This window comes from Streptomyces sp. 11-1-2 (assembly GCF_003595545.1).
Classification (GTDB): domain Bacteria; phylum Actinomycetota; class Actinomycetes; order Streptomycetales; family Streptomycetaceae; genus Streptomyces; species Streptomyces hygroscopicus_B.
The window spans coordinates 8,995,891-9,016,405 of record NZ_CP022545.1 but is presented as its reverse complement, the minus strand read 5'-3'; the positions used below and the strand labels follow the sequence as shown (position 1 = coordinate 9,016,405).

Below are 20,515 nucleotides of genomic sequence, written 5' to 3'. Positions count from 1 at the left end.
ACGCTCATCTGGCGTCCTCCTCGTAATGCACCCAGCCGCGCTGGGTCTTGAACAGCACGGCGGTCACCAGGCCGATGCCGAGCATCAGCATCCAGGCCATCGCGGCGGCGTAACCCATGCGCAGATTGCGGAAGCCCTGCTCGTAGAGGTACCAGCCGTAGACCAGCAGGGAGTCGCCCGGTCCGCCGGTGTTGGTGCCCGACCCCGCGATCACCACCGCCGAGGTGAAGACCTGGAACGAGTGGATGAGCTCCAGCAGGAGGTTGAAGAAGAGCACCGGGGAGAGCATCGGCAGGGTGATGGACCGGAACCGCCGCCAGCGGCCGGCGCCGTCCATCTCGGCGGCCTCGTACAGTTCGCCCGGCACCTGCTTCAGCCCGGCCAGGAAGATCACCATCGGCGCGCCGAACTGCCAGACGGTCAGGGTGACGAGGGTGGGCAGCGCCCAGTCCGGATCGCCGATCCAGCCGCCGACGTCCCATCCGAAGAGGCTCATCGACTTGTCGACGATCGCGTCGTCGTTGAAGATCGCCCGCCAGACGATGCCGACGCTCACGCTGGCGCCGATGAGCGAGGGGGCGTAGAACGCCGAACGGTAGAAGCCCTGGCCCTTACGGGGCTTGACCAGCAGCAGCGCCACGGCGAGCGCCGCCGCCAGCTTCAGCGGAGTGCCGATCAGTACGTACTTCAGCGTCACCTGGACCGAGGTCCACCAGCGGTCGTCCTGGAAGAGGTCCTGGAAGTTCTTGAACCCGATCCACCGCGGCGAGTCGAAGAGGTTGTAGTCGGTGAACGCCAGATAGAGCGAGACGAGCATCGGGCCGAGGGTGAGCAGCAGGATCCCGATGCACCAGGGCGTCAGGAAGAGATAGCCGGCGAGGTTCTCCCGGCGGCCCGGCCGCCGCCCCGCCGCGGGGGCGGGGCGGGTGCCGGGGGCGGCCGTGGCCCGGGACTTCCCGGTGGGAGGCCGCGCTCCGTCCGTCGCACGCGTCGTGGTCGGTGTCACGGAAGCTCTCCTCACGAGCCGAGCGCGGACTCGGCCTCGTTGAAGAACTGGTCGACGGCCTTGCCCATCGAGGTCTGTCCCAGCGCGACCTGGGTGTAGATCCTCAGGAAGGCGGCCTCGGCGACATCGGCACCGGCCGGATGCGGAGTGATCGGCTCCAGCTTGGCGCTCACGCTCTTCTCATACGCGGCGATCTTGGCGTCGACGCCCTGGGGCTGGTAGGCGTCGTACTGGGAGATGGTCGCCGGGATGCCGCGGTTGTAGCCCATGACCTTGCCCACCTCGGGGTCATGGGTCATGAAGTCGATGAACTGGGCGACTTCCTTGGGGTGCTGGGTGCGAGCGGAGCCGCTGAGCATCAGCGAGGAGAGGTACTGGCCGGTCCGCTTGCCGTCCGTGGTCGGGATGGGCCCGAGGTCGAGGGTGGTCTTGGTCTCGGCGGCGAAGCGGACCAGGAAGTTGTCCCAGGTGAACTCGGAGGCCGACAGACCGGCGCTGATCGACGCCTTGGGCTTGGCCTGCTCGGACTTCTTGCCCGGCACCAGCTCGTCGGCCTTGGCGTGCTGCTGCCACCGGCCCCACCACTCGGTGAGGTCGTCCTTGGTGAAGCCGAGCTTGCTGTCCTTGGTGAAGAACGCCTTGCCGTTCTGCCGCAGATACAGGTCGTAGAGATACATCACATTGGCGTTGTCGCCGGCGCCGTAGAGGGTGTCGTCGCTCTTGCGTACCTTCTTGGCGGCCGCGAAGAAGTCGTCCCAGGTCCATCCGTCCCCGACGGTCACTCCGGCCTTCTTGAACGCGTCCGGGTTGTAGAAGAGGGCGAAGGTATTGGCGCCGACCGGCACTCCCAGGAGCTTGCCGTCGATATCCCCGGCCTTCTCCAGCCCGTTACGAAAACCCTTCAGGCTGAGATTTCCGGCCTTGGCCTGACCATTCAGATCCAGGAGAAGGTTCTTGTCGCCGTATTTGCGCAGGAAGGCGTAGGAGTTCTGGAAGACGTCCGGTGCGTTTCCGCCCGCGGCCTGGGTGTTGAACTTGCTCCAGAAGTCGGTGTATTCCGAGAAGTCCGTCTTGACCTTGATGTTCGGGTGTTCCTTCTCGAACAGCTTCACCGTCTTCTGGATCAGCTCGGCGCGGTCCTTGGCTCCCCACCAGGAGTAGCGGATGGTCACCTTGCCGTCCCCCGAGCCACTCCCCCCGCCGCAGCCGGTGGCCAGCAGCCCCAGCGCGGCCACCACGGCCGCGCCCGCGCGGACCCCTCTCGCCCTCGCCGTCCATCGCCGAGCACCCATGACACGCCCCTCCCGGGCAGGCCATCCGGCTGCCCCCATTGGTTGAAACGTTTTAGGCAAGCGCTTGCCGGGACAAGTTAAGGACCAGCGACGCGTACGTCAACGGTTCGGACAGGATCGATCAGGATTGAGGTGAAGCGCTTCGACAACAGCACTGGGGACGGCACCGACGGCTTCCCGTCGCCGGACACCTTCGGACAGCCGCCGGGCACCTTCGGATATGCGAGAACGCCGAGGGCCCGGAAGGCTGATGCCTTCCGGGCCCTCGGTCCAGGGTGGGCGATACTGGGTTCGAACCAGTGACCTCTTCGGTGTGAACGAAGCGCTCTCCCACTGAGCTAATCGCCCTGGCGCACGGCCAACATTAGCGTATGCCGGACCGTGCTCATGACCAGTCCTACGACCCCGGACCGGTCACTGCTCGATCTTCCACGGCATCACGATGCCGAACTTCCACACGTAGACCGTCACCGCCGCGGCACAGATCACCACCGCGATCGTGGTCAGTATGAGATTGCGCCGACGCACCCTCGGATCCAGGGCACGGTGCGCCGCCTCGGTGACCTTGCGCTTGGTCCAGGCCAGCACGAGCTGGGCCCAGACGAACTCGGTCGCCCAGATCGCCATTCCGGCGAAGATCACCAGCCAACCCGGACCGGGCAGGGGCAGCAGAATGATGCCCAGGCCCACGACCCCGAGGCCGACGATGAAGACGCCGACCTGCCAGCTCAGGTGGAGCGGTCGCGACCGCTTGATGAACCGCGGCGCCCGGGAACCCCATACCGGCTCCCGCTTCGACCCGTCGCCCCCCGTCGCGGCCTGGGGTGCCGTTTCGGCACCCCCCCGCCGCCCGTCACTCTCCGCATTCATGTGACCCAACCTACCTGATCAATTGAAGTCACCGGAACGGCGGCAGTACCCATGTCGGAGCTGGGCCGCAAGAGCTACCGGAAGCGCCGCAAAACGGTCAGAGGGGTTTACAACGGCACCGTAGGTGGCATGTCGATTTCGCCGACGTGCGAATCCCCGAGCGCACACTGAGCGAAAGGCCCTGGCGCTTATGAACACCACGGTCAGCTGCGAGCTGCACCTGCGCCTCGTTGTGTCGAGCGAATCCTCACTGCCTGTACCCGCGGGCCTGCGGTATGACACGGCCGACCCTTACGCCGTGCACGCCACCTTCCACACCGGAGCCGAAGAGACGGTCGAATGGGTGTTCGCCCGCGATCTTCTCGCCGAGGGCCTGCACCGGCCCACCGGCACCGGCGACGTCCGTGTGTGGCCGTCCCGCAGCCACGGCCAGGGAGTCGTCTGCATCGCCCTGAGCTCCCCGGAGGGGGAGGCACTGCTCGAAGCCCCGGCGCGGGCCCTGGAGTCGTTCCTGAAGCGAACCGACGCCGCGGTGCCACCCGGTACCGAACACCGCCATTTCGACCTCGACACAGAGCTCTCCCACATCCTGGCGGAGAGCTGAGACCCGACGAGAGCTGAGCGCTCGGCCGTCCGACTCGGGGAGACGGCGCAAGCCTGGGCGCGATCTACGCGACATGCGCAACCTTTCAGTACCGACCATCCCGACCACGGCAACCCGACAACGGCAGAGGCAGGCGACGGTGCCGTCGCCGCGGCACCCCCCGCGGCGACGGCACCGTCGCGTGCCCGCGCGGCACCCTCGCGTGCCCGCCCGTGCCGTCCGGTGACCGCCCGGCGCCCGGCAGGGCTAGAGTCGGGCAGATCGAGGGCAGCCCAGAGGCAGCCGCCGACCCAGCCGGCCAGGGAGCCAATCGTGCTGATCAACCACGACACCCGGTGCGCGCTCGACGCGGTCGTCGATCTGGTGAACACCGCGCCCGAGGGTGCGGACCGGGACGACCTCGCCGATGTCGCCGCCCTGCGCCGGTTCGTCGAGCGCAATGGCATCAGCGACATCGGCACGCTCGCGGAGCGCGACCTCACCGCCGTCCGGGCCGTACGGGACCGCTTCGCCGAGGTCTTCTCGGCGGCCGGGAACGAGGCCGCCACCCGCCGCTCCGCCGAGCTGCTCAACGCGATGATCGCCGCGGCCGGCACCACGCCCCGGCTCACCGACCACGACGGCTTCGACTGGCATGTGCACTACTTCGCGCCCGGGGCCTCGCTGGCCGACCACCTCGCCGCCGACTGCGGCATGGCGCTGGCGTTCCTCGTGGTGGCGGGCGAGCGGGAGCGGCTGCGCCGCTGTGAAGCCCCGGACTGCCGCCACGCCTTCGTGGACCTGTCCCGCAACCGCTCCCGGCGCTACTGCGACAGCCGCACCTGCGGCAACCGGCTGCATGTCGCCGCGTACCGCGCCCGGCGCCGCGAGGCCGCTAGCTGACCGCCCGCGCGCGGCGGTCGAGCGGAGGGGGAACGGGCGGGGCGCCGCCTCACCACCGGTGGAGGTCGTGAACGGCGGTCACGACGAGCAGGGTGCCGATGAACGCCAGGAACAGCATCAGCGGCGGCTGCGAGAGGGCGAAGAGACAGCCACGGGTCTCGTCGCTCGGCGGAACAGGGGGTCCTTCGATGGGGGATTGCTCCCCGGGCGGTGATTGCAACATCTCGCGGAGATCATGACCCAGCCCTCACCCCGCCTGCGACCGGTGATCGTTTTTTGATCGGTCGCTTGTCAGATCCCGTGCTTTTTGAGTATGGCCTCGATGTCGGAGAAGTCATCTGTGCCAGAGCTCGTTCCGCCCTTGGCCTTCGGCCGCTCCGCCGCCTTCGTCCCGGCGGCTCCTCGGCCGGGCCCCAGCGCGGGCTCCGAGGCCCCAGCGGACACCCCGGCACGTTCGGCCGCGGCCGCCGCCCTGCGCTCCTTACGGGTGCCGCCGGAGCGGCGCTCGACCGCCCGGCTGATCATGAACAGCGCCCAGGAGAGGCCGAGCACGCCGAAGCCCACCCAGACGGTCGGCTTGAAGACCAGGTCGGCCACCCAGTCCAGGATGCCGGTCATCGCCAGGCCCAGCGGGACCAGGGCGTAGGCGGCGATCCGGGTCGCGGCCAGGAACCGCTTGCGGTAGGCGGTCAGCCCGGCGATGCCCAGACCGGCCGCGGACAGCGCGGCACAAATGGTGTCGGTCAGCATCGTTCCTCCCGCGACTGGCGTTCCGGTATGTCCATCGTGCACCCCGTAAGGCGGCGGGGGCCATGGCCCAGGCCCGGGATCAGGGACATCTCCGGGTACGGAGCAGGGACCAGGGGCTGGAAGACTGGCCCCATGAGCCACACCGACCCCTCCCCTCGCCCCGTGCTCGACGTCTGGTGCGAGCTGCAGTGCCCCGACTGCCGTACCGCCCTGGGCGATCTGCGCGCGCTGCGCGACCGCTTCCAGGACACCCTGGACATCCGGCTGCGCCACTTCCCGCTGGAGCGCCACCGGCACGCCCACGCGGCGGCCCAGGCGGCCGAGGAGGCCATCGCACAGGGGCGCGGCTGGCCGTATGTCGAGGCCGTCCTGGAGCGCACCGAGGAGCTCGGGACCCGCGGTGAGCCGCTGCTGGTGGAGGTGGCCCGGGAACTGGGGCTGGACGCCGAGGAGATGGACACCGCGCTGGTCGACGGCCGGCACATCCTGATCGTGGACGCGGACCAGGCCGAGGGCAAGGCGATCGGGGTCACCGGCACCCCCACGTATGTGATCGGCGGCGAGCGGCTCGACGGCGGCAAGAGCCAGGAGGGGCTGCGGGAGCGCGTCGAGGAGATCGCCGCCCGCCTCATCGCCGAGCGGCCGTAAGGCCCCCGGCGGGGCCTCGGAAGGCCCTTGGAGCAGACCCTCGGATCAGGCCGTAAGAGCAGGACGCTCAGAGCAGCGCCTTGTAGAGCTGGTACTCGGTCGGCTCGTAGCCCAGCGACTCGTACAGCCGCAGCGCCGGGGTGTTGCCGCCGAAGACATACAGGCCGAGGCCGCGCGCCCCGTGCGCCAGGCTCGCGCGCTCGGCGGCCAGCATCAGGGTGCGGCCGTGTCCGTGGCCCCGGTGCTCCTCGGTGACCTCGACGGCGTAGACGTACGCCTCCCCGCTCTCGGCCGCGTCGGGCTCCCCCTCGCGCAGCGTGACCCAGAGGGTGCCCACGTCCGTACCGCCGTGGGCGAGGATGCGCAGCAGGGCCCCGGGGGTGTCCGGGCCCTGCGGCAGCAGCGTGGCGTAGTCGGTGTCCGCCTTGGTCTCGGCCTGCTGCCGGGTGACTCCGCGCTCCAGCAGGTCGGCCATGTATCCGGCCCGCTTGTGGGCGTGCCACGCCGGGTATTCGGCCTCCGTCATGGGGCGTATCGCGCTGTCCCCGGGCAGTTCGGGCGGCTCCGTGAGCCGCTTGAACATATTGCGGCCGCGCTCGCGGTAGCCGAGCGCGGCCGCTAGCCCGAGGGCGGTCGTGGCCGGTGCGGGGACTCCCACCACGAGCTGGGTGCAGCCCCAGCCGCGCAGCACCTCCTCGGCGGCGAGCGCGGCGACCGTGCCGCGGCCCCGGTGCCGCTCGCCCTCGTCGATGTGGAGCCGCTCGATGCACCCGGCCACCGGGCCCAGGCGGGCGTCGGTGGTGAGCTGGACGGAGCCGACGGGGCGGCTGTTGACGCACACCTCGTACGAGCGGGCACGCCCGCCGCCGTCGGTGTGCTGTTCGGGCGCGATGGGCCGCAGAGTGGTGGTCACGAGGGTGTTCTACCGGTCCGCCGGGCCGACGTCACCCGTTTTCCGCGCGGATCCGCCGCTACCGGCCGGTCACGGGTCGATGTCCGCGGCGGCCCGCTCGGTGAAGATCCGCAGGGCCTCGGCGGTGACCGGGCCGGGGGCGCCGGGCAGGGTGCGGGTGTCCACCCGGTGCACGCCCTGTACGTCGCGGGTCGTGGAGGTCAGGAAGACCTCCTCGGCCCGGCGCAGCGCCTCCAGCGGCAGATCGGTCTCCTTGGCGCCCACCCACTCCAGCACCAGGGCGCGGGTGATCCCGGCGAGGCAGCCGGAGGAGAGCGGCGGGGTGTGCAGCTCGCCGTCGAGGACCACGAAGACGTTGGTGCCGGTGCCCTCGCAGAGCGCGCCGACCGTGTTGCCGAAGAGGGCCTCGGTGGCGTCCTGCTCGCGGGCGCGGGCCAGCGCGACCACGTTCTCGCCGTACGAGGTGGTCTTCAGGCCGGTGAGCGCCCCGCGCTCGTTGCGCGCCCAGGGGACGGTGATCACGGCCGTGGCGTCGGGCCGGCGGGACGCCTCGGCCAGCGCGACCACCAGGGTGGGGCCGGCCGTGCCGCGGTCGGAGCCGAGCGGCGAGAGCCCGCCGGTGTAGGTGATCCTGAGCCGCCCGAACGGCACGGGGTGGGCCCCCAGCACCTCCTCGCAGCCCCGCCGCACCTCGTCCAGGTCCGGCTCGGGAAGCCCCAGGCCCTCGGCGGAGCGGGCCAGCCGCCGCAGATGGCGGGTGAGGGCGAAGGGCCTCCCCTCGGTGGCCTTGACGGTCTCGAAGACACCGTCGCCGACCGTGAGTCCATGGTCGAAGACGGACACCCTGGCGCTGTCCGCGTCGCAGAGGGATCCATCGAGCCAGATGGCCGGTTTCATCGCGTCGCCCTTCCCGTCGGCTGCTGTACGCCCGACGCTACCGCGAGCAGCCGGGCGGCCTTGAGTTCCGTTTCGTCCCATTCGCGCTCCGGGTCGGAGCCCCAGGTGATGCCCGCCCCGGTGCCGAACCGCAGCACGGCCCCGGCCGGGCCGCGGTCGATCCAGAAGGTGCGTATCCCGACCGCCAGCTCACCGGTGCCGCGGTCGGCGTCGACCCAGCCGATGCCGCCGCAGTACGGGCCGCGGGGCGCGGTCTCCAGTTCCTCGATGACGCGCAGCGCGCTGGACTTGGGCGCGCCGGTGACCGATCCGGGCGGAAAGGTGGCGGCGAGCAGTTCCGGCCAGCCGGTGCCGGGGGCGAGTTCGCCGCGCACCGTGGAGACGAGGTGGACCAGTCCCGGATGCGGTTCGACCGCGCAGAGGGCCGGGACGGTCACCGAGCCGGTGGCGCAGACCCGGCCCAGGTCGTTGCGGACCAGGTCCACGATCATCACGTTCTCGGCGTGGTCCTTCTCCAGCAGGTCCTCGGGGCCGCGGCCGGTGCCCTTGATGGGGCCGGACTCCACGGTGCGCCCGGCGCGCCGCAGGAACAGTTCGGGCGAGGCCGTGGCGACCTCCACCCCGTGGGCGGGCAGCCTTACGGTGCCCGCGTACGGGGCGGGGTTGCCCAGGGCCAGCAGCGCGGTCAGCGCGTCCACATCGGCCCCGGCCGGATCGGGCAGCGGCGCGGTCAGCACCCGGCAGAGATTGGCCTGGTAGACCTCACCGGCCGCGATGCGCCGCCGGATGCCGCGCACCCCGGAGGTGTAGGCGGCCCGGTCCAGCGACGAGGTCCACTCCCCGGCCGAGGGGCCGCGCCAGCCACCGGGCGTAGGGGGCGGCACGGGCTCGGTCCGTACGTCCCCGAAGCGTGCACAGACCAGACGGCCCTCGAAGTCCGCGACAACGGCCCAGAAACCCTGGGTGTCCAGGGCCGACGGATCGCTGGTCACATCGCGTAGATCGGAGGCGAGCAGGCCGCCGAAGCGGGCGAGCGGGGGCAGATCGTGCACGGTTGCGAGTCTATGGTGCCCAGGTCAGGGCGGCCTCGGGAGGGCGTGCGGCACCCGAGCAGGGCAGCACGCTGCGGAAACGGAATTTGAGCTGGCCGGGGAATCCGCTAGAGTTCAACACGTCGCCGGGACGCGGAAGCGCCCCGGACATACGACACCTGCGGACGTGGCTCAGTTGGTAGAGCATCACCTTGCCAAGGTGAGGGTCGCGAGTTCGAATCTCGTCGTCCGCTCGGTGTGGGGGTTTCGACCTCCACGGCTGGTGGAGTGGCCGAGAGGCGAGGCAACGGCCTGCAAAGCCGTCTACACGGGTTCAAATCCCGTCTCCACCTCGGACGATTAGCTCAGCGGGAGAGCGCTTCCCTGACACGGAAGAGGTCACTGGTTCAATCCCAGTATCGTCCACTCGGATCCTCGCGGATCCACCTGCGCGATTAGCTCAGCGGGAGAGCGCTTCCCTGACACGGAAGAGGTCACTGGTTCAATCCCAGTATCGCGCACGCAGTCCCGCGGACGATTAGCTCAGCGGGAGAGCGCTTCCCTGACACGGAAGAGGTCACTGGTTCAATCCCAGTATCGTCCACACTGATCGGCGGAGGGCCGGAGCGAAGAGCTCCGGCCCTCTGACGTTTCTCGGCTATCAGCTCTCAGTCCTCAGGACGAGAAGAGCATGTGCCCGAAGCCCCGCTTGTGGTGGCCGTGGTGACCACCGTGGTGGCCGCCGTGCTGCGGCGCGCCCCACGCGGGCGCGGGCGCGGCCGGGTACCCCTGCGGGCCGGGCGCGGCGGGCGGCATCTGCTGGGTCCACTGCGTCTCAAGGCGGGTCAGCGCCTCCAGCTCCCCGTAGTCCAGGAAGATCCCCCGGCAGCCGCTGCACTGCTCTATCTGCACGCCATTGCGGTTATACGTGTGCATCGGCGCATGGCACTTGGGACACTGCATGGTCCGCTCAACTCCTCATGCTTCGGACAACAACGCGCCGGAACATCCGTCCGACCGCGTGGACTTCAGCCTACGGCCTCCATGTACCGGGCGATGCGGACAGCCGCCTCCACCATCGCCTCCTCGGCCTCGTCCAACGCCCGCCCGGCAGCCGCCGCTTTGGCGAGCGCGAGCGCGGCGGTCTGGACGGTGAGGGCACGGGCGGGCACGTCCAGCCGCGGCCAGGGGTCGCCCTGCCCCGCGGCGGAACCACCCGCCGCCCGGTACGCCCCCAGAAACCGGTCCCAGTCCTCGGGGGCGAGCAGCCCGGCGGCGTACCAGGCGGCGGGCCGCGCGAGGTCCCAGGCGGGGTCGCCGAGGCCGAGGTCGTCGATGTCGATGAGCCGCCAGTCGGTGGCGCGGGGGCGGATGAGCTGACCGAGGTGGAGATCGCCATGGCAGAGCCTGTCGACCTCTTGCCGGTCCTCGTAATCCCGACGGTCCCGGCGATGCCCGTGAGCCCCGTGATCCGCGCGATCCCCGTGAGCCCGGCAGTCCGTATGGTCCAGGTCCACGCGGTCCGTGTGGTCCGTGTGGTCCGTGCGGTCCGTGCGGTCCACGCCTCGCGCCCAGCCGGGCAGACCGGACCAGGCCTGCAGCACGGCCCGGATGGCCGCGCTGTCGGGGAGCGCCGCCGCCCGCAGCCGGGCGATGGCGCGGGCCGCCTTGACCGGGCCGCGCATCGCCGGGAGGGGGCCGGGCAGTTCGGTGACCGGCACGGCGTGCAGCCGGGCCAGCAGCTTCCCCGCCTCGACCCACGGGGCGGCGTCCGGCGCGTCGGGCGCCACGGGTTCGCCGTACGGCCAGAGGGTGACCCGTCGGCCGTCGGGCAGCGCGCCCATGTCGTCGTCGACCGGCGGCAGCAGTATCCCCGCGCACCGGGGGTGGGCCGCGACCCCGAGCCGGACGGCCAGCTCGGCCGGGTCCGTGCCGGGTGGGTGCGCCTTGGCGACGACATGGCCGCACCGCACGACGGTGGCGTCGGGCCGGTCGGCCAGGACGGTCACCTCGGCGGTGGCATCACGCCGGCCCCGGCGAAGGGCGGCGACGAGCTGCGCCGCGGTTTGGCTCACGGCTCCCCCATGTCATCGGCTGCCCCGGGATCGTAGCCCCTGCCGGGCGGGGTGCAGGTGCTCCGCCCCTCCTGGTGTCGGGCGCTCACCCGGGTGCGGGGCGCGGGCGCTTGCGGCGCCACACTCCATGGTTACAAAGTTTGAATTCTGTAACCCCAACCCGGTACGGTTCGGCGCCATGGACGCATCGCGTACGGGAACGAGCAACTCACAGGACCTGCCGAGCAATTGGGGCCGGTGGGGTGAGGACGACCAGCTCGGCACGCTCAACCTCATCACCGCGGAGGCCCGGGCCAGGGGCGCCGCGGAGGCCCGCACCGGGCGGACGGTGTCCCTCGCGGTTCCGGTCCAGCCCGCGCCGCTCATCAGCGGCCCCTTCGCACCGTCCACCCAAGACGCCTCGCCCGTTCAGCAGCTGATGGTCTACGTCGGTTCCCCGGCGCCGGCGATGGCGGACGTGATGCTGGTGACCAATCACCACCCGCGCTCGACGCACCTCGACGCGCTGGGGCACGCGATCCGCGACGGGCGGGTCTATCCGGGGCGGCCCGTGGACGAGGCCGTGACACCGGCCGGCGCCCGGCACGGCTCCACGACGGCCTTCGCCGCCGGGCTCGCCACCCGGGGCATCCTGCTCGACCTGGCGGCCGAGGGCCCGTTGCCCAGTGGCCATGCGGTCACCGGGCGGGATCTCGAGGCGGCCGAGGAACGTCAGCGCGTGCGGCTGGAGTCCGGCGACGCCCTGGTGGTGCGCTGCGGATGGCCCATGACGCCCGACCCCGAGCGGCCGATGCCGGGGATGAGCCTGGACGCGGTGCGCTGGATGCACCGGCGCGGCGTGTCGCTCTACGCGGGCGACATCGGCGACGCGCACCCGGACCTGGATCCCGCCTGCCCCCTGCCGCTCCACCGGGTCGCCCTGCCGATGATGGGCCTGCCCCTGATCGACGCCGCCGAGGTGGACGAGCTCGCCGCCGTCTGCGCGGAGCTGGGCCGCTATGCTTTTCTGCTCACGGTGGCGCCGCCACGTATCCACGGGCTGACCGGGGTGCCCGTCAACCCGCTCGCGGTCTTCTGACGGGCCACTTGGAGGAACTGGCAGTGAGGGAGCAGCCGATGCCCGCCGCCGGGACCGGGAGCCGCGCGGTGCGGTTCGTACGGAACGGCGAGCCCTGATGCGGTCGGGCCCCCTTGACGCCGAGACCATCCTGACGGCCACCGAGGACGTGCTGCGCCGCCACGGACCGGCGAAGGCCACGGTGCTCGACGTGGCGCGGGCGCTGGGGGTCAGCCACGCCAGCGTCTACCGGCACTTCCCGTCCAAGGCGGCGCTGCGCGAAGCCGTCACCCGGCGCTGGCTCGGCCGGGCGCGCGAGGACATCGCGACGGTCGCGGCCGACACCCGGCAGGCCGCGCCCGAGCGACTGCGCACCTGGCTCACCACGCTGTTCGCCGCCAAGCGGAAGCTGCTGTCCGAGGACCCTGAGCTCTTCGCCACCTACCGGGTCCTGGCGGCCGAGCACAGCAGCGCGGCCGCCGACCATGTGGCCGATCTGATCGAGCAGCTACGCGTCATCATCGCCGACGGCGTCGTCGGCGATGACTTCACCTGTGCCGACCCCGCCGCGACGGCCCGGACCGTCTTCGACGCCACGATGGCCTACCACCACCCCGCACACGCCCCCGAGTGGCAGTCCCCGGGCGCCGAGGCCGCCTTGGAGTCCGTCTGCGCCCTGCTCATCAACGGCCTTCGCTCCCGCTGATCCGTCCGCGAAGGGACGGGCTGTGCCGTGGCCGTAGGACGGGTCAACCCATGTCGTCCGCACTGCTGAGCTTTTCGACGATGGTCTCGTCCGGGCCGACGGAGCGCCCGTCGCTGGAGCGGATCTCCAGCGGGCTCAGCGGGTGCCCGTTCCGACGGTCGAGGAGTCGCGAATGCTCCTCCCCCGGGCCGAAGCAGTGCGTCTCGCCCCACTGGCGCAGCGCCACGACGACGGGGAAGAGCGCACGGCCCTTTTCCGTGAGCACGTATTCCTGGTAACGGCTTCCGTCGGAGGCGGGCACGGCTTCCATCACTCCGGTCTGCTCCAGCGTGCGCAGCCTGCTGGTGAGGATGTTCTTGGCGATGCCCAGGCTCCGCTGGAACTCGCCGAAGCGGCGACTGCCGTCGAACGCGTCGCGCACGATCAGCAGGGACCACCAGTCGCCGATGGCGTCGATCGACCGGGCAACGGGACACGGTTCGGCGTCGAATCGCGTACGGGCGACCATCGCACTTCCTCCTCGCAACACATCTGGTCGCAACATGCTACCTCCTCACCTAAGGTCCAGCAGGTAGCAACTTGCAACCATCAATGAGGGGCACCGCATGCCGAGCGACTGCTCGACCGCCGACGGTCGGACGGCCATGAACACCGCACTCGCTCCGCCCGGGCCGCCATCCGCGCGCCTGATCCTGCTCTTCGCCGTTGCCTGCGGCAGCGCGGTGGCCAACGTCTACTTCGCCCAGCCCCTGCTGGTCACGCTCGGCGAGCGGTTCGCGCTCGGCCCCGGCCTGCTCGGCGCCATCGTCGCGATCACCCAACTCGGTTACGCCGCGGGTCTGTTCCTGCTCGTCCCGCTCGGCGACCTCGTCGACAGACGCAGGCTGATCACACTCCAGCTCGGCCTGCTCGCCGCCGCGCTGCTGAGCGCGGGTCTGGCACCCGGGACCGCCGCACTGCTCACCGCCCTCGCGGCGGTCGGTGCGCTCGCCGTCGTCGCCCAGACCATGGTCGCCGCGGCGGCCCACCTCACCGCTCCCGCCTTTCGGGGCGGGTCGTCGGAGCGGTCACCAGCGGGGTGATCACCGGCATTCTGCTGGCCCGCACGGTGGCAGGCGTCCTGGCCGACCTGGCCGGATGGCGCGCCGTTTACCTCTTCTCGGCCGTGGTGACCGCGGCGCTCGCCGTGCTCCTGCGCCTCGCCCTGCCGGCCGACCGGCCGCCGACCGTCACCATGCCGTACCGGCGTCTACTGGCATCGACCGTCGCCCTGTTCACCCGCCACCCTCTGCTCCGGGTCCGCGGCATGCTGGCGCTGCTGGTCTTCGCGGCCTTCAGCACGCTGTGGAGCAGCGTCGTCCAGCCGCTCAGCAGTCCCCCCTGGTCGCTGACGCACACCGCGATCGGCGCGTTCGGCCTCGCCGGAGCGGCCGGAGCCGCGGCCGCGGGAGCCGCCGGTCGATGGAACGACCGCGGTCTCGCCCAGCGCACCACGGGTACCGCACTGGTCCTGCTCGCCGTGTCGTGGCTCCCCCTGGCCTTCACCCGGCAGTCGCTCTGGGCCCTGGCCATCGGAGCGGTCCTCCTGGACTTCGCCGTCCAGGCCGTGCACGTCACCAACCAGTCCCTCATCTACGCCGTCCACCCGGACGCGGGAAGCAGAATCATCGGCGGCTACATGGTCTTCTACTCGGCCGGCAGCGCCCTCGGCGCGATCGGCTCCTCCGCGGCGTACGCGGCGGCCGGGTGGACAGCGGTATCCGCCCTGGGAGCGGCATTCAGCTGCTCAGCCCTGCTGCTGTGGGCGACGACCCGGCGCCTGGGCCCAGTGGCGTGAGGTCCTGAATCCCACTGCGGCCAAGTGCGATGCCGTGCCGTTGGCGTGGACAGGGGGCGGGGTGATCTGCCGGATACAGCGGCGACCGGAAGCGCCTCGCCCGCGTCTACACCAACCACCTGCGGCCCAGTGAGCGGCGCCGCCTGTGGGGCCGCCGGTCGTTCGAGCACCGCCGCTGCGCAGGATCGGTGGCTCACCTCCGACCGCCGGTCGCTGGGTGCGTCAGTTAGGTTCTTGCTCCGTACAGGCGCGCGAATGGGGGAGAAGCCATGGCCCAGCTCTTGGGACCTCTGGAGCTGACGGGGGACACGTGGGTGCTCGGGGACCCGATGCGGAAGGACGGCCTGTGTGTCGTACTCACCTCCGAGGGTCTGGAGCACCGGCGGCACGGGGAGGCGGCATCCCAGCTCACTGTCCAGTGGTCCCGGTTCGTCGAACTGAACGTGCGGGCCGCTTACCGGAAGTGGCAGGCCGCCCCCGGCCTCCCTTCCCGGCCCGGCGTCGACATGGGCCGCGACGGCTGCTCCCTGTACGGCACCGTGCGCCATCCGTACGATCTGTGGAGTGTGCGGTACACGCATCACCAGCGCCCCTATGCGGGCGGCCACGTCATCGTGCTGAAGGCCCTGTTCGGCCAGCTCACCCAGGCGAAAGCGCTGGACCGGCTCGGTGATCCCGAGTGGCTGGGTGCGGTGGTCGCTCAGCTTTCGGCCTACACCTCGTGGAACGCCATCAAGGGTAACCGGCTGGTGGAAGCGACCATCCAGAGCCTTGGCACTTGACCAGCCCACTCGCGCCCGACCAGCCAGCCGGGGCGCGGCCTGGGAACTCGCGCGCCCCTCAGTCATTACGGGACAGCCCGTAGGCCAGGAAAACGCCGGCCTCATGAGAGTGAGGGCCGATCGAACGCACCCCCGAGCCGACCAGGGGTACCGTCTGAGTGTGGCGTTCAGAACGGAGTTCAGTATGCCCGAAGAGACTGACATTGGCTCCAGCCTCCGCAAGGTCCGCAAGCGGCGCGGGTTGACGCAGCGGGGACTGGCCGACGTATCAGACGTATCGCTCTCGCTGATCCGGAAGCTGGAGCAGGGCGAGATCACCGACACTCGCATGGAGACTGCCCACAAGCTCGCCTCCGCGCTACGCGTCCCCACCAGCTACCTCCTGGAACGGGACGACGAGGAGTCCGCGACCGAGGGCGCCGAGCCCTGGCGCCCGTTGGGCCAGGCCGTCCAGGTCGCGACGGTTTGCAGGGGCCAGGCCCCCACGGTCGAGGGCGTACGCGCGATGCTCCCCGAGGTGCGTTCCGCCTACTTTGACAACCGACTCGCTGAGTTGACCGGGCTCCTGGCCCCGCTTCTGGCGGATGCTGACGCGCTCGGCGACTCGGCCGAGGCCCGGGACGTACGTTCCCATCTGCTGCAGATCGCCGGATCGGTGCTGACCCAGGTCCGCCAATTCGGCGCAGCGGAGACCGCACTGCGCCGCGCGCTCGATGACGCGCCGGACCGGCTGCGCGCGTCGGGGATCATCGCTACCTGGAGCTGGCTTCTCGTCCGGCAGGGCAGGTTGGCCGCATCCCGGGAGCTGGCCACCAAGTGGGCGGACGACGTCGAGCCGAAGATGTCCAGGGCGACACCGGAGGAGCTCGCCGCTTTCGGCTGGCTGCTGATGCAGGCGAGCGCCGCAGCCCTGCGCGACAACCGGCGAGGGGAGGCGGACGACACGATGCGCCTTGCCCAGTCGGTCTCCGTGCTGCTGGGGCGCGAGCTGCCCCGCGGTAGTGAGCGCCTCACGACATGGGGCCCGACCACCGTGCGGTACAAGGCATGCGAGCGGCACATCGTGCTGGATGAGCCGGACAAGGTACTGCGCGCGGTGAAGCCGAAGCGGTCCGGACGAGCTGCGGCCGGGAAGCCCGGCGGGCTGGCGGTGAGCACCGAGTACCACCGGCACCGGCTCGACGTCGCGAAGGCTCACACCATGATGCGGCAGTACCCGGAGGCTGTGGACATGCTGACCAGCGTGCACGTCGAGGCGCCGGAGTGGCTGGCCAGCCAGCGGTACGCGCGCGACATTCTCGGCGATGTGGTCGAGAAGCGGCGGACGTTGACGCCGGAGATGCGAACGCTGGCAGACGCGGTCAGCCTGCCGCTGTAACGCTCATTGACACTTCCCTCAGCAGCCCGAAGGAAGTGCCATTGAGTGACCCGGGTCACCACACTTAGCGTCACGGCACGGATACATACCGGCCACGAGGAGCCGTGTCGTGATCGCAGACCCACAACCAGCCCTGCCCTGGCTGCCGCCACCCGCCGGGGACGTCGAGGCGTTACCCGCAGGTAGATGGTGGGACGCCGTTCGCGCGGCCCCCACCGCCGGAGAACGTGTCCTGAAGATACTCGGCGACGAGACCGGCGCCGTCATCCAGGACAAGCACGTTCCCTTGTACTGGCTCGTGAAGGTGGGCTCCGCTAAAAGCTGGCACCTGCGGCAAGTCCGAGTCCTCACCCAATGGGCCAACGAGAGCAACTACCTTGGTGTGCCCCCCGTCTCCCGGACGGAGGGCCCCAGCACCCACTGGCGCGTGCCGCTCGACCGTTCCCACTACCTGACGGACGCCCCGAAGTTGTGGAGGGCGCTGGCCGAGGCCGACCGGGCCGAGCTCGGACCCGTCCCGCAAGGCCGCCAGACCTGCTATCGCTGCGAACTCCCTACCGACGAGCCAGTCATCGTCGACGTTCAGCACGGCGGCAGCGGCGCCGGCCGCACCGTCTACGCCTGCCCCCGGCATGCCCGGACCTACCGGCGTGACGTGGTCGCCGAAGCCGCCGCCAGGTGCCGCGCCGTCGACCGGGGCAGGACCCGATGACGGCCGCCGAGACCGCCGCCCCCTTCGCCAGTGAGCCATGGCGCGCGGCCATCGAGCACGCCGCAGGCTGCCCGGCCTGCCGGACGCCCGGCGCCGTATGCCCGGAGGGCGACCGGCTGCTGCGCGCCCACGAGGAGGCTGCGCGGCAGGTCCGATCAGGAGATGGCGCATGAGTCACCGTCAGCATCCCTCTGCCGAGCGGGCAGCACTGTCCGTCTTCCACGCCGCACACCCGGGGCTGCTGCTCAGCGCGATCCGCACGCTGTTGGCGCTCGCGGCCCGCCTCTGCATCGCGGCCACCCCGGGCCCATAGACCGGGTGGGCCGCTGGTGTTCCGGGCCCCCGTACCGGACGACGGCGCAGGCGGCCCACCCTCCCCGGCACCCTGTGGTCGGCGCGGCCAGGCACGGCCGCCGACCGCAGGGCAGGGACTCCGCCCCCGCACTCGTTACCGGCTCCCTCCGGGACGTGGGGGCGGTGCACCACCCCAGGCGACCGCAGGGCCAGGGTCGCACCCGTCTACTCGTGGAGGCAGTTACGTGAGCACAACTACCGTGATCGGTATCCAGTCCATTGAGCTGGAGATCACCGGAACCTGCCAACTCCGGTGTACCCACTGCTGCACCGACAGCAGTCCGCAGGCACCCGCCGGGAAGATGATCCGCGAGGACTGGTCGCGCGTCATCGCGGACGTGGCCGAGCTGGGCATCCCCATGGTGCAGTTCATCGGCGGCGAGCCGACCCTCTCGCCGCACCTCCCGCAGTTCATCGAGGAAGCCCTCGATGTCGGCCTCGGTGTCGAGGTGTATTCGAATCTCACCCACGTACGGCCGTCGCTGTGGGACTCCTTCAGCCGCAAGGGCGTCTGCCTCGCCACGTCCTACTACAGCGACGACCGGGCGCAGCACGAGGAGATCACCCGCACGCGCGGAAGCCTTGAGCGCACCAGGGCGAACATCGCCGAAGCGGTCCGCCGCGGTATCCCCATGCGCGCCGGAATCGTCGAAGTGGTCGAGGGGCAGCGCGTCGAGCAGGCCAAAGCGGAGCTGCACCGGCTCGGCATCAAGGAAATCCAGGTCGACCGCATGCGCAAGGTCGGACGTGCGGCCGAGCCTGACGCGAGCACGCCGACCGCCGCCGAGCTGTGCGGACACTGCTTCCGGCACCGCGTATCCGTCTCTCCCGACGGGGCCGTGTCCGGCTGCATCCTCAGCCGCTTCATGGTCGCCGGCAACGTCCGCGAACAGCGTCTCGCCGAGATCCTGCACAGCGACCGATGGGGCGAGATGATTGCGGCCGTGCCCTCGCCGCGCGCCGGCGCCTGTACCCCGGACGATTCGAACGACTGCGACCCGGCCCGTACGCCCGCCTGCAACCCGAAGCACTTCGCGCCCGCCCCGCCCCCCTCTCTTGGAGTTCACGCGTGAACTGGACCACCCGCGCCGTAGCTCTAGTCGGCGCCGCAACACACCGGCACTCCCGATGGGCGCCGGCCGTCGCCGCCACGCCACGGCACCTGTTCATCCCCCGATGGTGGAAGCGCGGTGCCGACGGCTGGGAACTGCACGACGGACCCACCAACCCGGACCGCTGGCTCGATGCGGCGTACCGCGACACGTCGCTTGTGACGCGCGTCGGCCCCTTACACGCCGACCACGCCACGGCGGCCGACCGACCGCATGGCCGGCCGACGTCCTCGGCCACCCTGCCGAGCCTGGTCGTGGGCATGTTCCAGCATGCCCGCATCGACGATGGCGACCGACTGCTCGACGTGGGCACGGGAAGCGGGTACGGGGCCGCCCTCGCCGCTCGCCGACTGAGCGACGAACAGGTGACGAGCGTCGACGTCGACCCCTACCTGACCGAGGCCGCCCGCAAGCGGGCGAGCGAGGCAGGCGTCGCTCCCACGCTCGACACCATCGACGCGACCGGGAACCTGCCGTACGAGCCCGCGAGCTTTGAGCGGATTGTCGCGACTGTGTCCGTACGCACGATTCCCGAAAGCTGGCTCCGGGTGCTCTGCCCCGGCGGTCGGCTGGTGACCACGATCGCCGGTACTTCCCTCCTCGTCACGGCCGAGAAGGACGAGGACGGGGGTGCGACCGGACGTGTCGAGTGGGACCGGGCAGGGTTCATGCACGCTCGTCACGGTGACGACTACCCGCCCGGTGCGGCCGTTCGCCTCGCCAAGGCCGCGGAACTGGACGGTGACGAGGTGACTCGCGGTCCGTATCCCGTCGTCGACGTGGCGAACGCGTGGGACCTCGCTTCCATGCTCGACGTCGAGGCGCCCGGCATCGAGTACGAGTACCGGGAGGACGGCGAGCAGCGCGTCGCGCTCATGGCACATGCCGACGGATCGTGGGCCCGGGCGACGGCGACCGGGAACGAGCGGCCCACCGTGCACCAGGCCGGCCCCCGTCGGCTGTGGGACGCCCTCGACAAGGTCCGCGACTACTGGCTCAGCAACGGCGAGCTACCGGTGCGAGGGGCCCGCGTGGACATCACACCCGACGGTCGTACGTACCTCGGCCGCGGAAAGTGGTCTGCCGAGCTGAGGTGATCACAGCGGGAACGGCGAACCTGGTGTCGCCCCCGGCTTAGGGCCCTTACGGCGGGCCGTGTCGGTTCCGAACGCGCCTAGACGGCGCGATGCCCGGACAGCTCCCCAGCTGTCCGGGCATTCGTGCCGTCCGCCGCACCCCCGTCCCCACGGGGTTAATGGCCGGAAGTCCCCGGCCCGGGCCGCTCTCCCAGGCCTGGGGCGCTCAGCGCCCCAGCATTCCCGCCACGGACGACGCTTGTGTGACGACGGCTTCCCAGCCGCCGAAGGTGATGGTCAGGAGGATGGCCATCGGCAGCACCATCGCCGCCGCGACCAGAGGGTGGCGGGTGCCGGTCCGCGGGCCGCCGAAGGCGTCGACCGCCGCGCGAATGGACCTGCGACGACGCGTGTGAATGACCGTGTGTCCAGCCGTGTCCGCCATCGTCCCTCCTCCGTCACATCTGGGGGCGGCGAGCGTCTGACCTCGGGGGACGAGTGCTGCGCCCGCCGCTTGACCACAACATTAGGCG

The 20,515-nt window shown here is 70.9% G+C and carries 24 protein-coding genes, 6 tRNA genes and 1 pseudogene; 18 read left to right on the top strand and 13 right to left on the bottom strand.

Annotation, left to right across the window (positions count from 1 at the left end; all coding sequences use genetic code 11):
* Positions 1-4: 4 nt before the first annotated feature.
* From CGL27_RS38745 to CGL27_RS38730, 4 genes are all read right to left on the bottom strand, one after another.
* Complete coding sequence (locus CGL27_RS38745; protein ID WP_119992281.1) at positions 5-1,006, bottom strand: sugar ABC transporter permease; 1,002 nt, start codon at positions 1,004-1,006, stop codon at positions 5-7.
* An 11-nt stretch (positions 1,007-1,017) separates the two neighbouring features.
* Positions 1,018-2,298 carry a sugar ABC transporter substrate-binding protein gene (locus CGL27_RS38740; protein WP_119992280.1) on the bottom strand — a complete coding sequence of 427 codons (1,281 nt, stop codon included), beginning with the start codon at positions 2,296-2,298 and terminating at the stop codon, positions 1,018-1,020.
* Positions 2,299-2,574: 276 nt separating this feature from the next.
* Positions 2,575-2,646: transfer RNA gene (locus CGL27_RS38735), tRNA-Val, on the bottom strand.
* Between the two features lie 66 nt (positions 2,647-2,712).
* Positions 2,713-3,168 carry a TIGR02611 family protein gene (locus CGL27_RS38730; protein WP_119992279.1) on the bottom strand — a complete coding sequence of 152 codons (456 nt, stop codon included), beginning with the start codon at positions 3,166-3,168 and terminating at the stop codon, positions 2,713-2,715.
* Between the two features lie 190 nt (positions 3,169-3,358).
* On the opposite strand from CGL27_RS38730, the gene CGL27_RS38725 reads away from it, so the two are divergent.
* Both CGL27_RS38725 and CGL27_RS38720 read left to right on the top strand, forming a co-directional pair.
* A complete protein-coding gene (locus CGL27_RS38725; protein ID WP_003959770.1) occupies positions 3,359-3,772 on the top strand; it encodes an SsgA family sporulation/cell division regulator in 414 nt (137 codons plus the stop codon).
* A gap of 312 nt (positions 3,773-4,084) precedes the next feature.
* Complete coding sequence (locus tag CGL27_RS38720; protein ID WP_119992278.1) at positions 4,085-4,654, top strand: CGNR zinc finger domain-containing protein; 570 nt, start codon at positions 4,085-4,087, stop codon at positions 4,652-4,654.
* A 49-nt stretch (positions 4,655-4,703) separates the two neighbouring features.
* Here the strand turns inward: CGL27_RS38720 and CGL27_RS50430 are convergent, their stop codons facing one another.
* A complete protein-coding gene (locus tag CGL27_RS50430; RefSeq protein ID WP_162953164.1) occupies positions 4,704-4,877 on the bottom strand; it encodes a hypothetical protein in 174 nt (57 codons plus the stop codon).
* A 68-nt stretch (positions 4,878-4,945) separates the two neighbouring features.
* The gene (locus tag CGL27_RS38715) at positions 4,946-5,404 is read right to left on the bottom strand and encodes a hypothetical protein (RefSeq protein ID WP_078639902.1); all 459 of its coding nucleotides are present in this window, start codon (positions 5,402-5,404) and stop codon (positions 4,946-4,948) included.
* 132 nt (positions 5,405-5,536) lie between these two features.
* Here CGL27_RS38715 and CGL27_RS38710 point away from each other — a divergent pair, with 132 nt between their 5' ends.
* Positions 5,537-6,052 (top strand): DsbA family protein, encoded by a 516-nt coding sequence (locus tag CGL27_RS38710; protein WP_078639903.1) that lies wholly within the window; start codon positions 5,537-5,539, stop codon positions 6,050-6,052.
* A gap of 67 nt (positions 6,053-6,119) precedes the next feature.
* Here CGL27_RS38710 and CGL27_RS38705 read toward each other — a convergent pair whose 3' ends face one another.
* From CGL27_RS38705 to CGL27_RS38695, 3 genes are all read right to left on the bottom strand, one after another.
* Positions 6,120-6,965, bottom strand: a complete 846-nt coding sequence (locus tag CGL27_RS38705; RefSeq protein WP_119992277.1) for a GNAT family N-acetyltransferase — start codon at positions 6,963-6,965, stop codon at positions 6,120-6,122.
* A gap of 69 nt (positions 6,966-7,034) precedes the next feature.
* Positions 7,035-7,862 carry an aminodeoxychorismate lyase gene (locus CGL27_RS38700; RefSeq protein WP_078639905.1) on the bottom strand — a complete coding sequence of 276 codons (828 nt, stop codon included), beginning with the start codon at positions 7,860-7,862 and terminating at the stop codon, positions 7,035-7,037.
* The gene (locus CGL27_RS38695) at positions 7,859-8,914 is read right to left on the bottom strand and encodes a chorismate-binding protein (RefSeq protein WP_119992276.1); all 1,056 of its coding nucleotides are present in this window, start codon (positions 8,912-8,914) and stop codon (positions 7,859-7,861) included. The genes CGL27_RS38700 and CGL27_RS38695 overlap by 4 nt, the downstream gene beginning before the upstream one ends.
* Before the next feature lie 160 nt (positions 8,915-9,074).
* Between CGL27_RS38695 and CGL27_RS38690 the strand changes: the two genes are divergently transcribed.
* The 5 genes from CGL27_RS38690 to CGL27_RS38670 all read left to right on the top strand — a co-directional run bounded on the left by CGL27_RS38690 (position 9,075) and on the right by CGL27_RS38670 (position 9,497).
* Positions 9,075-9,147, top strand: a tRNA-Gly gene (locus tag CGL27_RS38690).
* A 28-nt stretch (positions 9,148-9,175) separates the two neighbouring features.
* Positions 9,176-9,246, top strand: a tRNA-Cys gene (locus tag CGL27_RS38685).
* Between the two features lies 1 nt (position 9,247).
* Positions 9,248-9,319, top strand: a tRNA-Val gene (locus tag CGL27_RS38680).
* A 23-nt stretch (positions 9,320-9,342) separates the two neighbouring features.
* A tRNA-Val gene (locus CGL27_RS38675) sits at positions 9,343-9,414 on the top strand.
* A gap of 11 nt (positions 9,415-9,425) precedes the next feature.
* Positions 9,426-9,497 (top strand) — tRNA-Val (locus CGL27_RS38670).
* 71 nt (positions 9,498-9,568) lie between these two features.
* On the opposite strand, the gene CGL27_RS38665 is transcribed toward CGL27_RS38670, so the two are convergent.
* Together CGL27_RS38665 and CGL27_RS38660 are read right to left on the bottom strand one after the other, a co-directional pair.
* A complete protein-coding gene (locus CGL27_RS38665; protein WP_119992275.1) occupies positions 9,569-9,856 on the bottom strand; it encodes a zf-TFIIB domain-containing protein in 288 nt (95 codons plus the stop codon).
* A 65-nt stretch (positions 9,857-9,921) separates the two neighbouring features.
* A complete protein-coding gene (locus CGL27_RS38660) occupies positions 9,922-10,968 on the bottom strand; it encodes an aminoglycoside phosphotransferase family protein (protein WP_119992274.1) in 1,047 nt (348 codons plus the stop codon).
* Positions 10,969-11,146: 178 nt separating this feature from the next.
* Between CGL27_RS38660 and CGL27_RS38655 the strand changes: the two genes are divergently transcribed.
* Positions 11,147-12,046 carry a cyclase family protein gene (locus tag CGL27_RS38655; protein WP_162953163.1) on the top strand — a complete coding sequence of 300 codons (900 nt, stop codon included), beginning with the start codon at positions 11,147-11,149 and terminating at the stop codon, positions 12,044-12,046.
* A 97-nt stretch (positions 12,047-12,143) separates the two neighbouring features.
* Complete coding sequence (locus CGL27_RS38650; protein WP_119992272.1) at positions 12,144-12,731, top strand: TetR family transcriptional regulator; 588 nt, start codon at positions 12,144-12,146, stop codon at positions 12,729-12,731.
* A 43-nt stretch (positions 12,732-12,774) separates the two neighbouring features.
* Here the strand turns inward: CGL27_RS38650 and CGL27_RS38645 are convergent, their stop codons facing one another.
* Positions 12,775-13,239, bottom strand: coding sequence for a helix-turn-helix domain-containing protein (locus tag CGL27_RS38645; RefSeq protein ID WP_119992271.1), 465 nt, complete (start codon positions 13,237-13,239; stop codon positions 12,775-12,777).
* Between the two features lie 136 nt (positions 13,240-13,375).
* On the opposite strand from CGL27_RS38645, the pseudogene CGL27_RS38640 reads away from it, so the two are divergent.
* From CGL27_RS38640 to CGL27_RS38615, 8 genes and pseudogenes are all read left to right on the top strand, one after another.
* Positions 13,376-14,568, top strand: a pseudogene (locus CGL27_RS38640) (MFS transporter).
* 269 nt (positions 14,569-14,837) lie between these two features.
* Positions 14,838-15,350: a hypothetical protein gene (locus tag CGL27_RS38635; protein WP_119992270.1), complete on the top strand. Its 513-nt coding sequence runs from the start codon at positions 14,838-14,840 to the stop codon at positions 15,348-15,350.
* Positions 15,351-15,534: 184 nt separating this feature from the next.
* Positions 15,535-16,728: a helix-turn-helix transcriptional regulator gene (locus tag CGL27_RS38630; protein WP_119994765.1), complete on the top strand. Its 1,194-nt coding sequence runs from the start codon at positions 15,535-15,537 to the stop codon at positions 16,726-16,728.
* Positions 16,729-16,837: 109 nt separating this feature from the next.
* Complete coding sequence (locus tag CGL27_RS38625; protein WP_119992269.1) at positions 16,838-17,440, top strand: hypothetical protein; 603 nt, start codon at positions 16,838-16,840, stop codon at positions 17,438-17,440.
* Positions 17,437-17,613: a hypothetical protein gene (locus CGL27_RS50425; RefSeq protein WP_162953162.1), complete on the top strand. Its 177-nt coding sequence runs from the start codon at positions 17,437-17,439 to the stop codon at positions 17,611-17,613. Before CGL27_RS38625 ends, CGL27_RS50425 begins: the two co-directional genes overlap by 4 nt.
* The gene (locus CGL27_RS50420; RefSeq protein ID WP_162953161.1) at positions 17,610-17,753 is read left to right on the top strand and encodes a hypothetical protein; all 144 of its coding nucleotides are present in this window, start codon (positions 17,610-17,612) and stop codon (positions 17,751-17,753) included. The genes CGL27_RS50425 and CGL27_RS50420 overlap by 4 nt, the downstream gene beginning before the upstream one ends.
* Positions 17,754-17,979: 226 nt before the next feature.
* Positions 17,980-18,867, top strand: a complete 888-nt coding sequence (locus CGL27_RS38620) for a radical SAM/SPASM domain-containing protein (protein ID WP_240450790.1) — start codon at positions 17,980-17,982, stop codon at positions 18,865-18,867.
* Positions 18,864-20,003, top strand: a complete 1,140-nt coding sequence (locus CGL27_RS38615; protein WP_119992267.1) for a methyltransferase domain-containing protein — start codon at positions 18,864-18,866, stop codon at positions 20,001-20,003. The genes CGL27_RS38620 and CGL27_RS38615 overlap by 4 nt, the downstream gene beginning before the upstream one ends.
* Before the next feature lie 205 nt (positions 20,004-20,208).
* Here the strand turns inward: CGL27_RS38615 and CGL27_RS38610 are convergent, their stop codons facing one another.
* Complete coding sequence (locus tag CGL27_RS38610) at positions 20,209-20,427, bottom strand: hypothetical protein (RefSeq protein ID WP_119992266.1); 219 nt, start codon at positions 20,425-20,427, stop codon at positions 20,209-20,211.
* Between the last annotated feature and the right edge of the window lie 88 nt (positions 20,428-20,515).

Coding starts and splice junctions, on each gene's coding strand:
- CGL27_RS50420 (WP_162953161.1), top strand. CDS start 17,610: ATGAGTCACCGTCAGCATCCCTCTGCCGAGCGGGCAGCACTGTCCGTC.
- CGL27_RS38645 (WP_119992271.1), bottom strand. CDS start 13,239: ATGGTCGCCCGTACGCGATTCGACGCCGAACCGTGTCCCGTTGCCCGG.
- CGL27_RS38665 (WP_119992275.1), bottom strand. CDS start 9,856: ATGCAGTGTCCCAAGTGCCATGCGCCGATGCACACGTATAACCGCAAT.
- CGL27_RS38710 (WP_078639903.1), top strand. CDS start 5,537: ATGAGCCACACCGACCCCTCCCCTCGCCCCGTGCTCGACGTCTGGTGC.
- CGL27_RS38610 (WP_119992266.1), bottom strand. CDS start 20,427: ATGGCGGACACGGCTGGACACACGGTCATTCACACGCGTCGTCGCAGG.
- CGL27_RS38700 (WP_078639905.1), bottom strand. CDS start 7,862: ATGAAACCGGCCATCTGGCTCGATGGATCCCTCTGCGACGCGGACAGC.
- CGL27_RS38730 (WP_119992279.1), bottom strand. CDS start 3,168: ATGAATGCGGAGAGTGACGGGCGGCGGGGGGGTGCCGAAACGGCACCC.
- CGL27_RS38630 (WP_119994765.1), top strand. CDS start 15,535: ATGCCCGAAGAGACTGACATTGGCTCCAGCCTCCGCAAGGTCCGCAAG.
- CGL27_RS38715 (WP_078639902.1), bottom strand. CDS start 5,404: ATGCTGACCGACACCATTTGTGCCGCGCTGTCCGCGGCCGGTCTGGGC.
- CGL27_RS38740 (WP_119992280.1), bottom strand. CDS start 2,298: ATGGGTGCTCGGCGATGGACGGCGAGGGCGAGAGGGGTCCGCGCGGGC.
- CGL27_RS50425 (WP_162953162.1), top strand. CDS start 17,437: ATGACGGCCGCCGAGACCGCCGCCCCCTTCGCCAGTGAGCCATGGCGC.
- CGL27_RS38650 (WP_119992272.1), top strand. CDS start 12,144: ATGCGGTCGGGCCCCCTTGACGCCGAGACCATCCTGACGGCCACCGAG.
- CGL27_RS50430 (WP_162953164.1), bottom strand. CDS start 4,877: ATGTTGCAATCACCGCCCGGGGAGCAATCCCCCATCGAAGGACCCCCT.
- CGL27_RS38635 (WP_119992270.1), top strand. CDS start 14,838: ATGGCCCAGCTCTTGGGACCTCTGGAGCTGACGGGGGACACGTGGGTG.
- CGL27_RS38725 (WP_003959770.1), top strand. CDS start 3,359: ATGAACACCACGGTCAGCTGCGAGCTGCACCTGCGCCTCGTTGTGTCG.
- CGL27_RS38655 (WP_162953163.1), top strand. CDS start 11,147: ATGGACGCATCGCGTACGGGAACGAGCAACTCACAGGACCTGCCGAGC.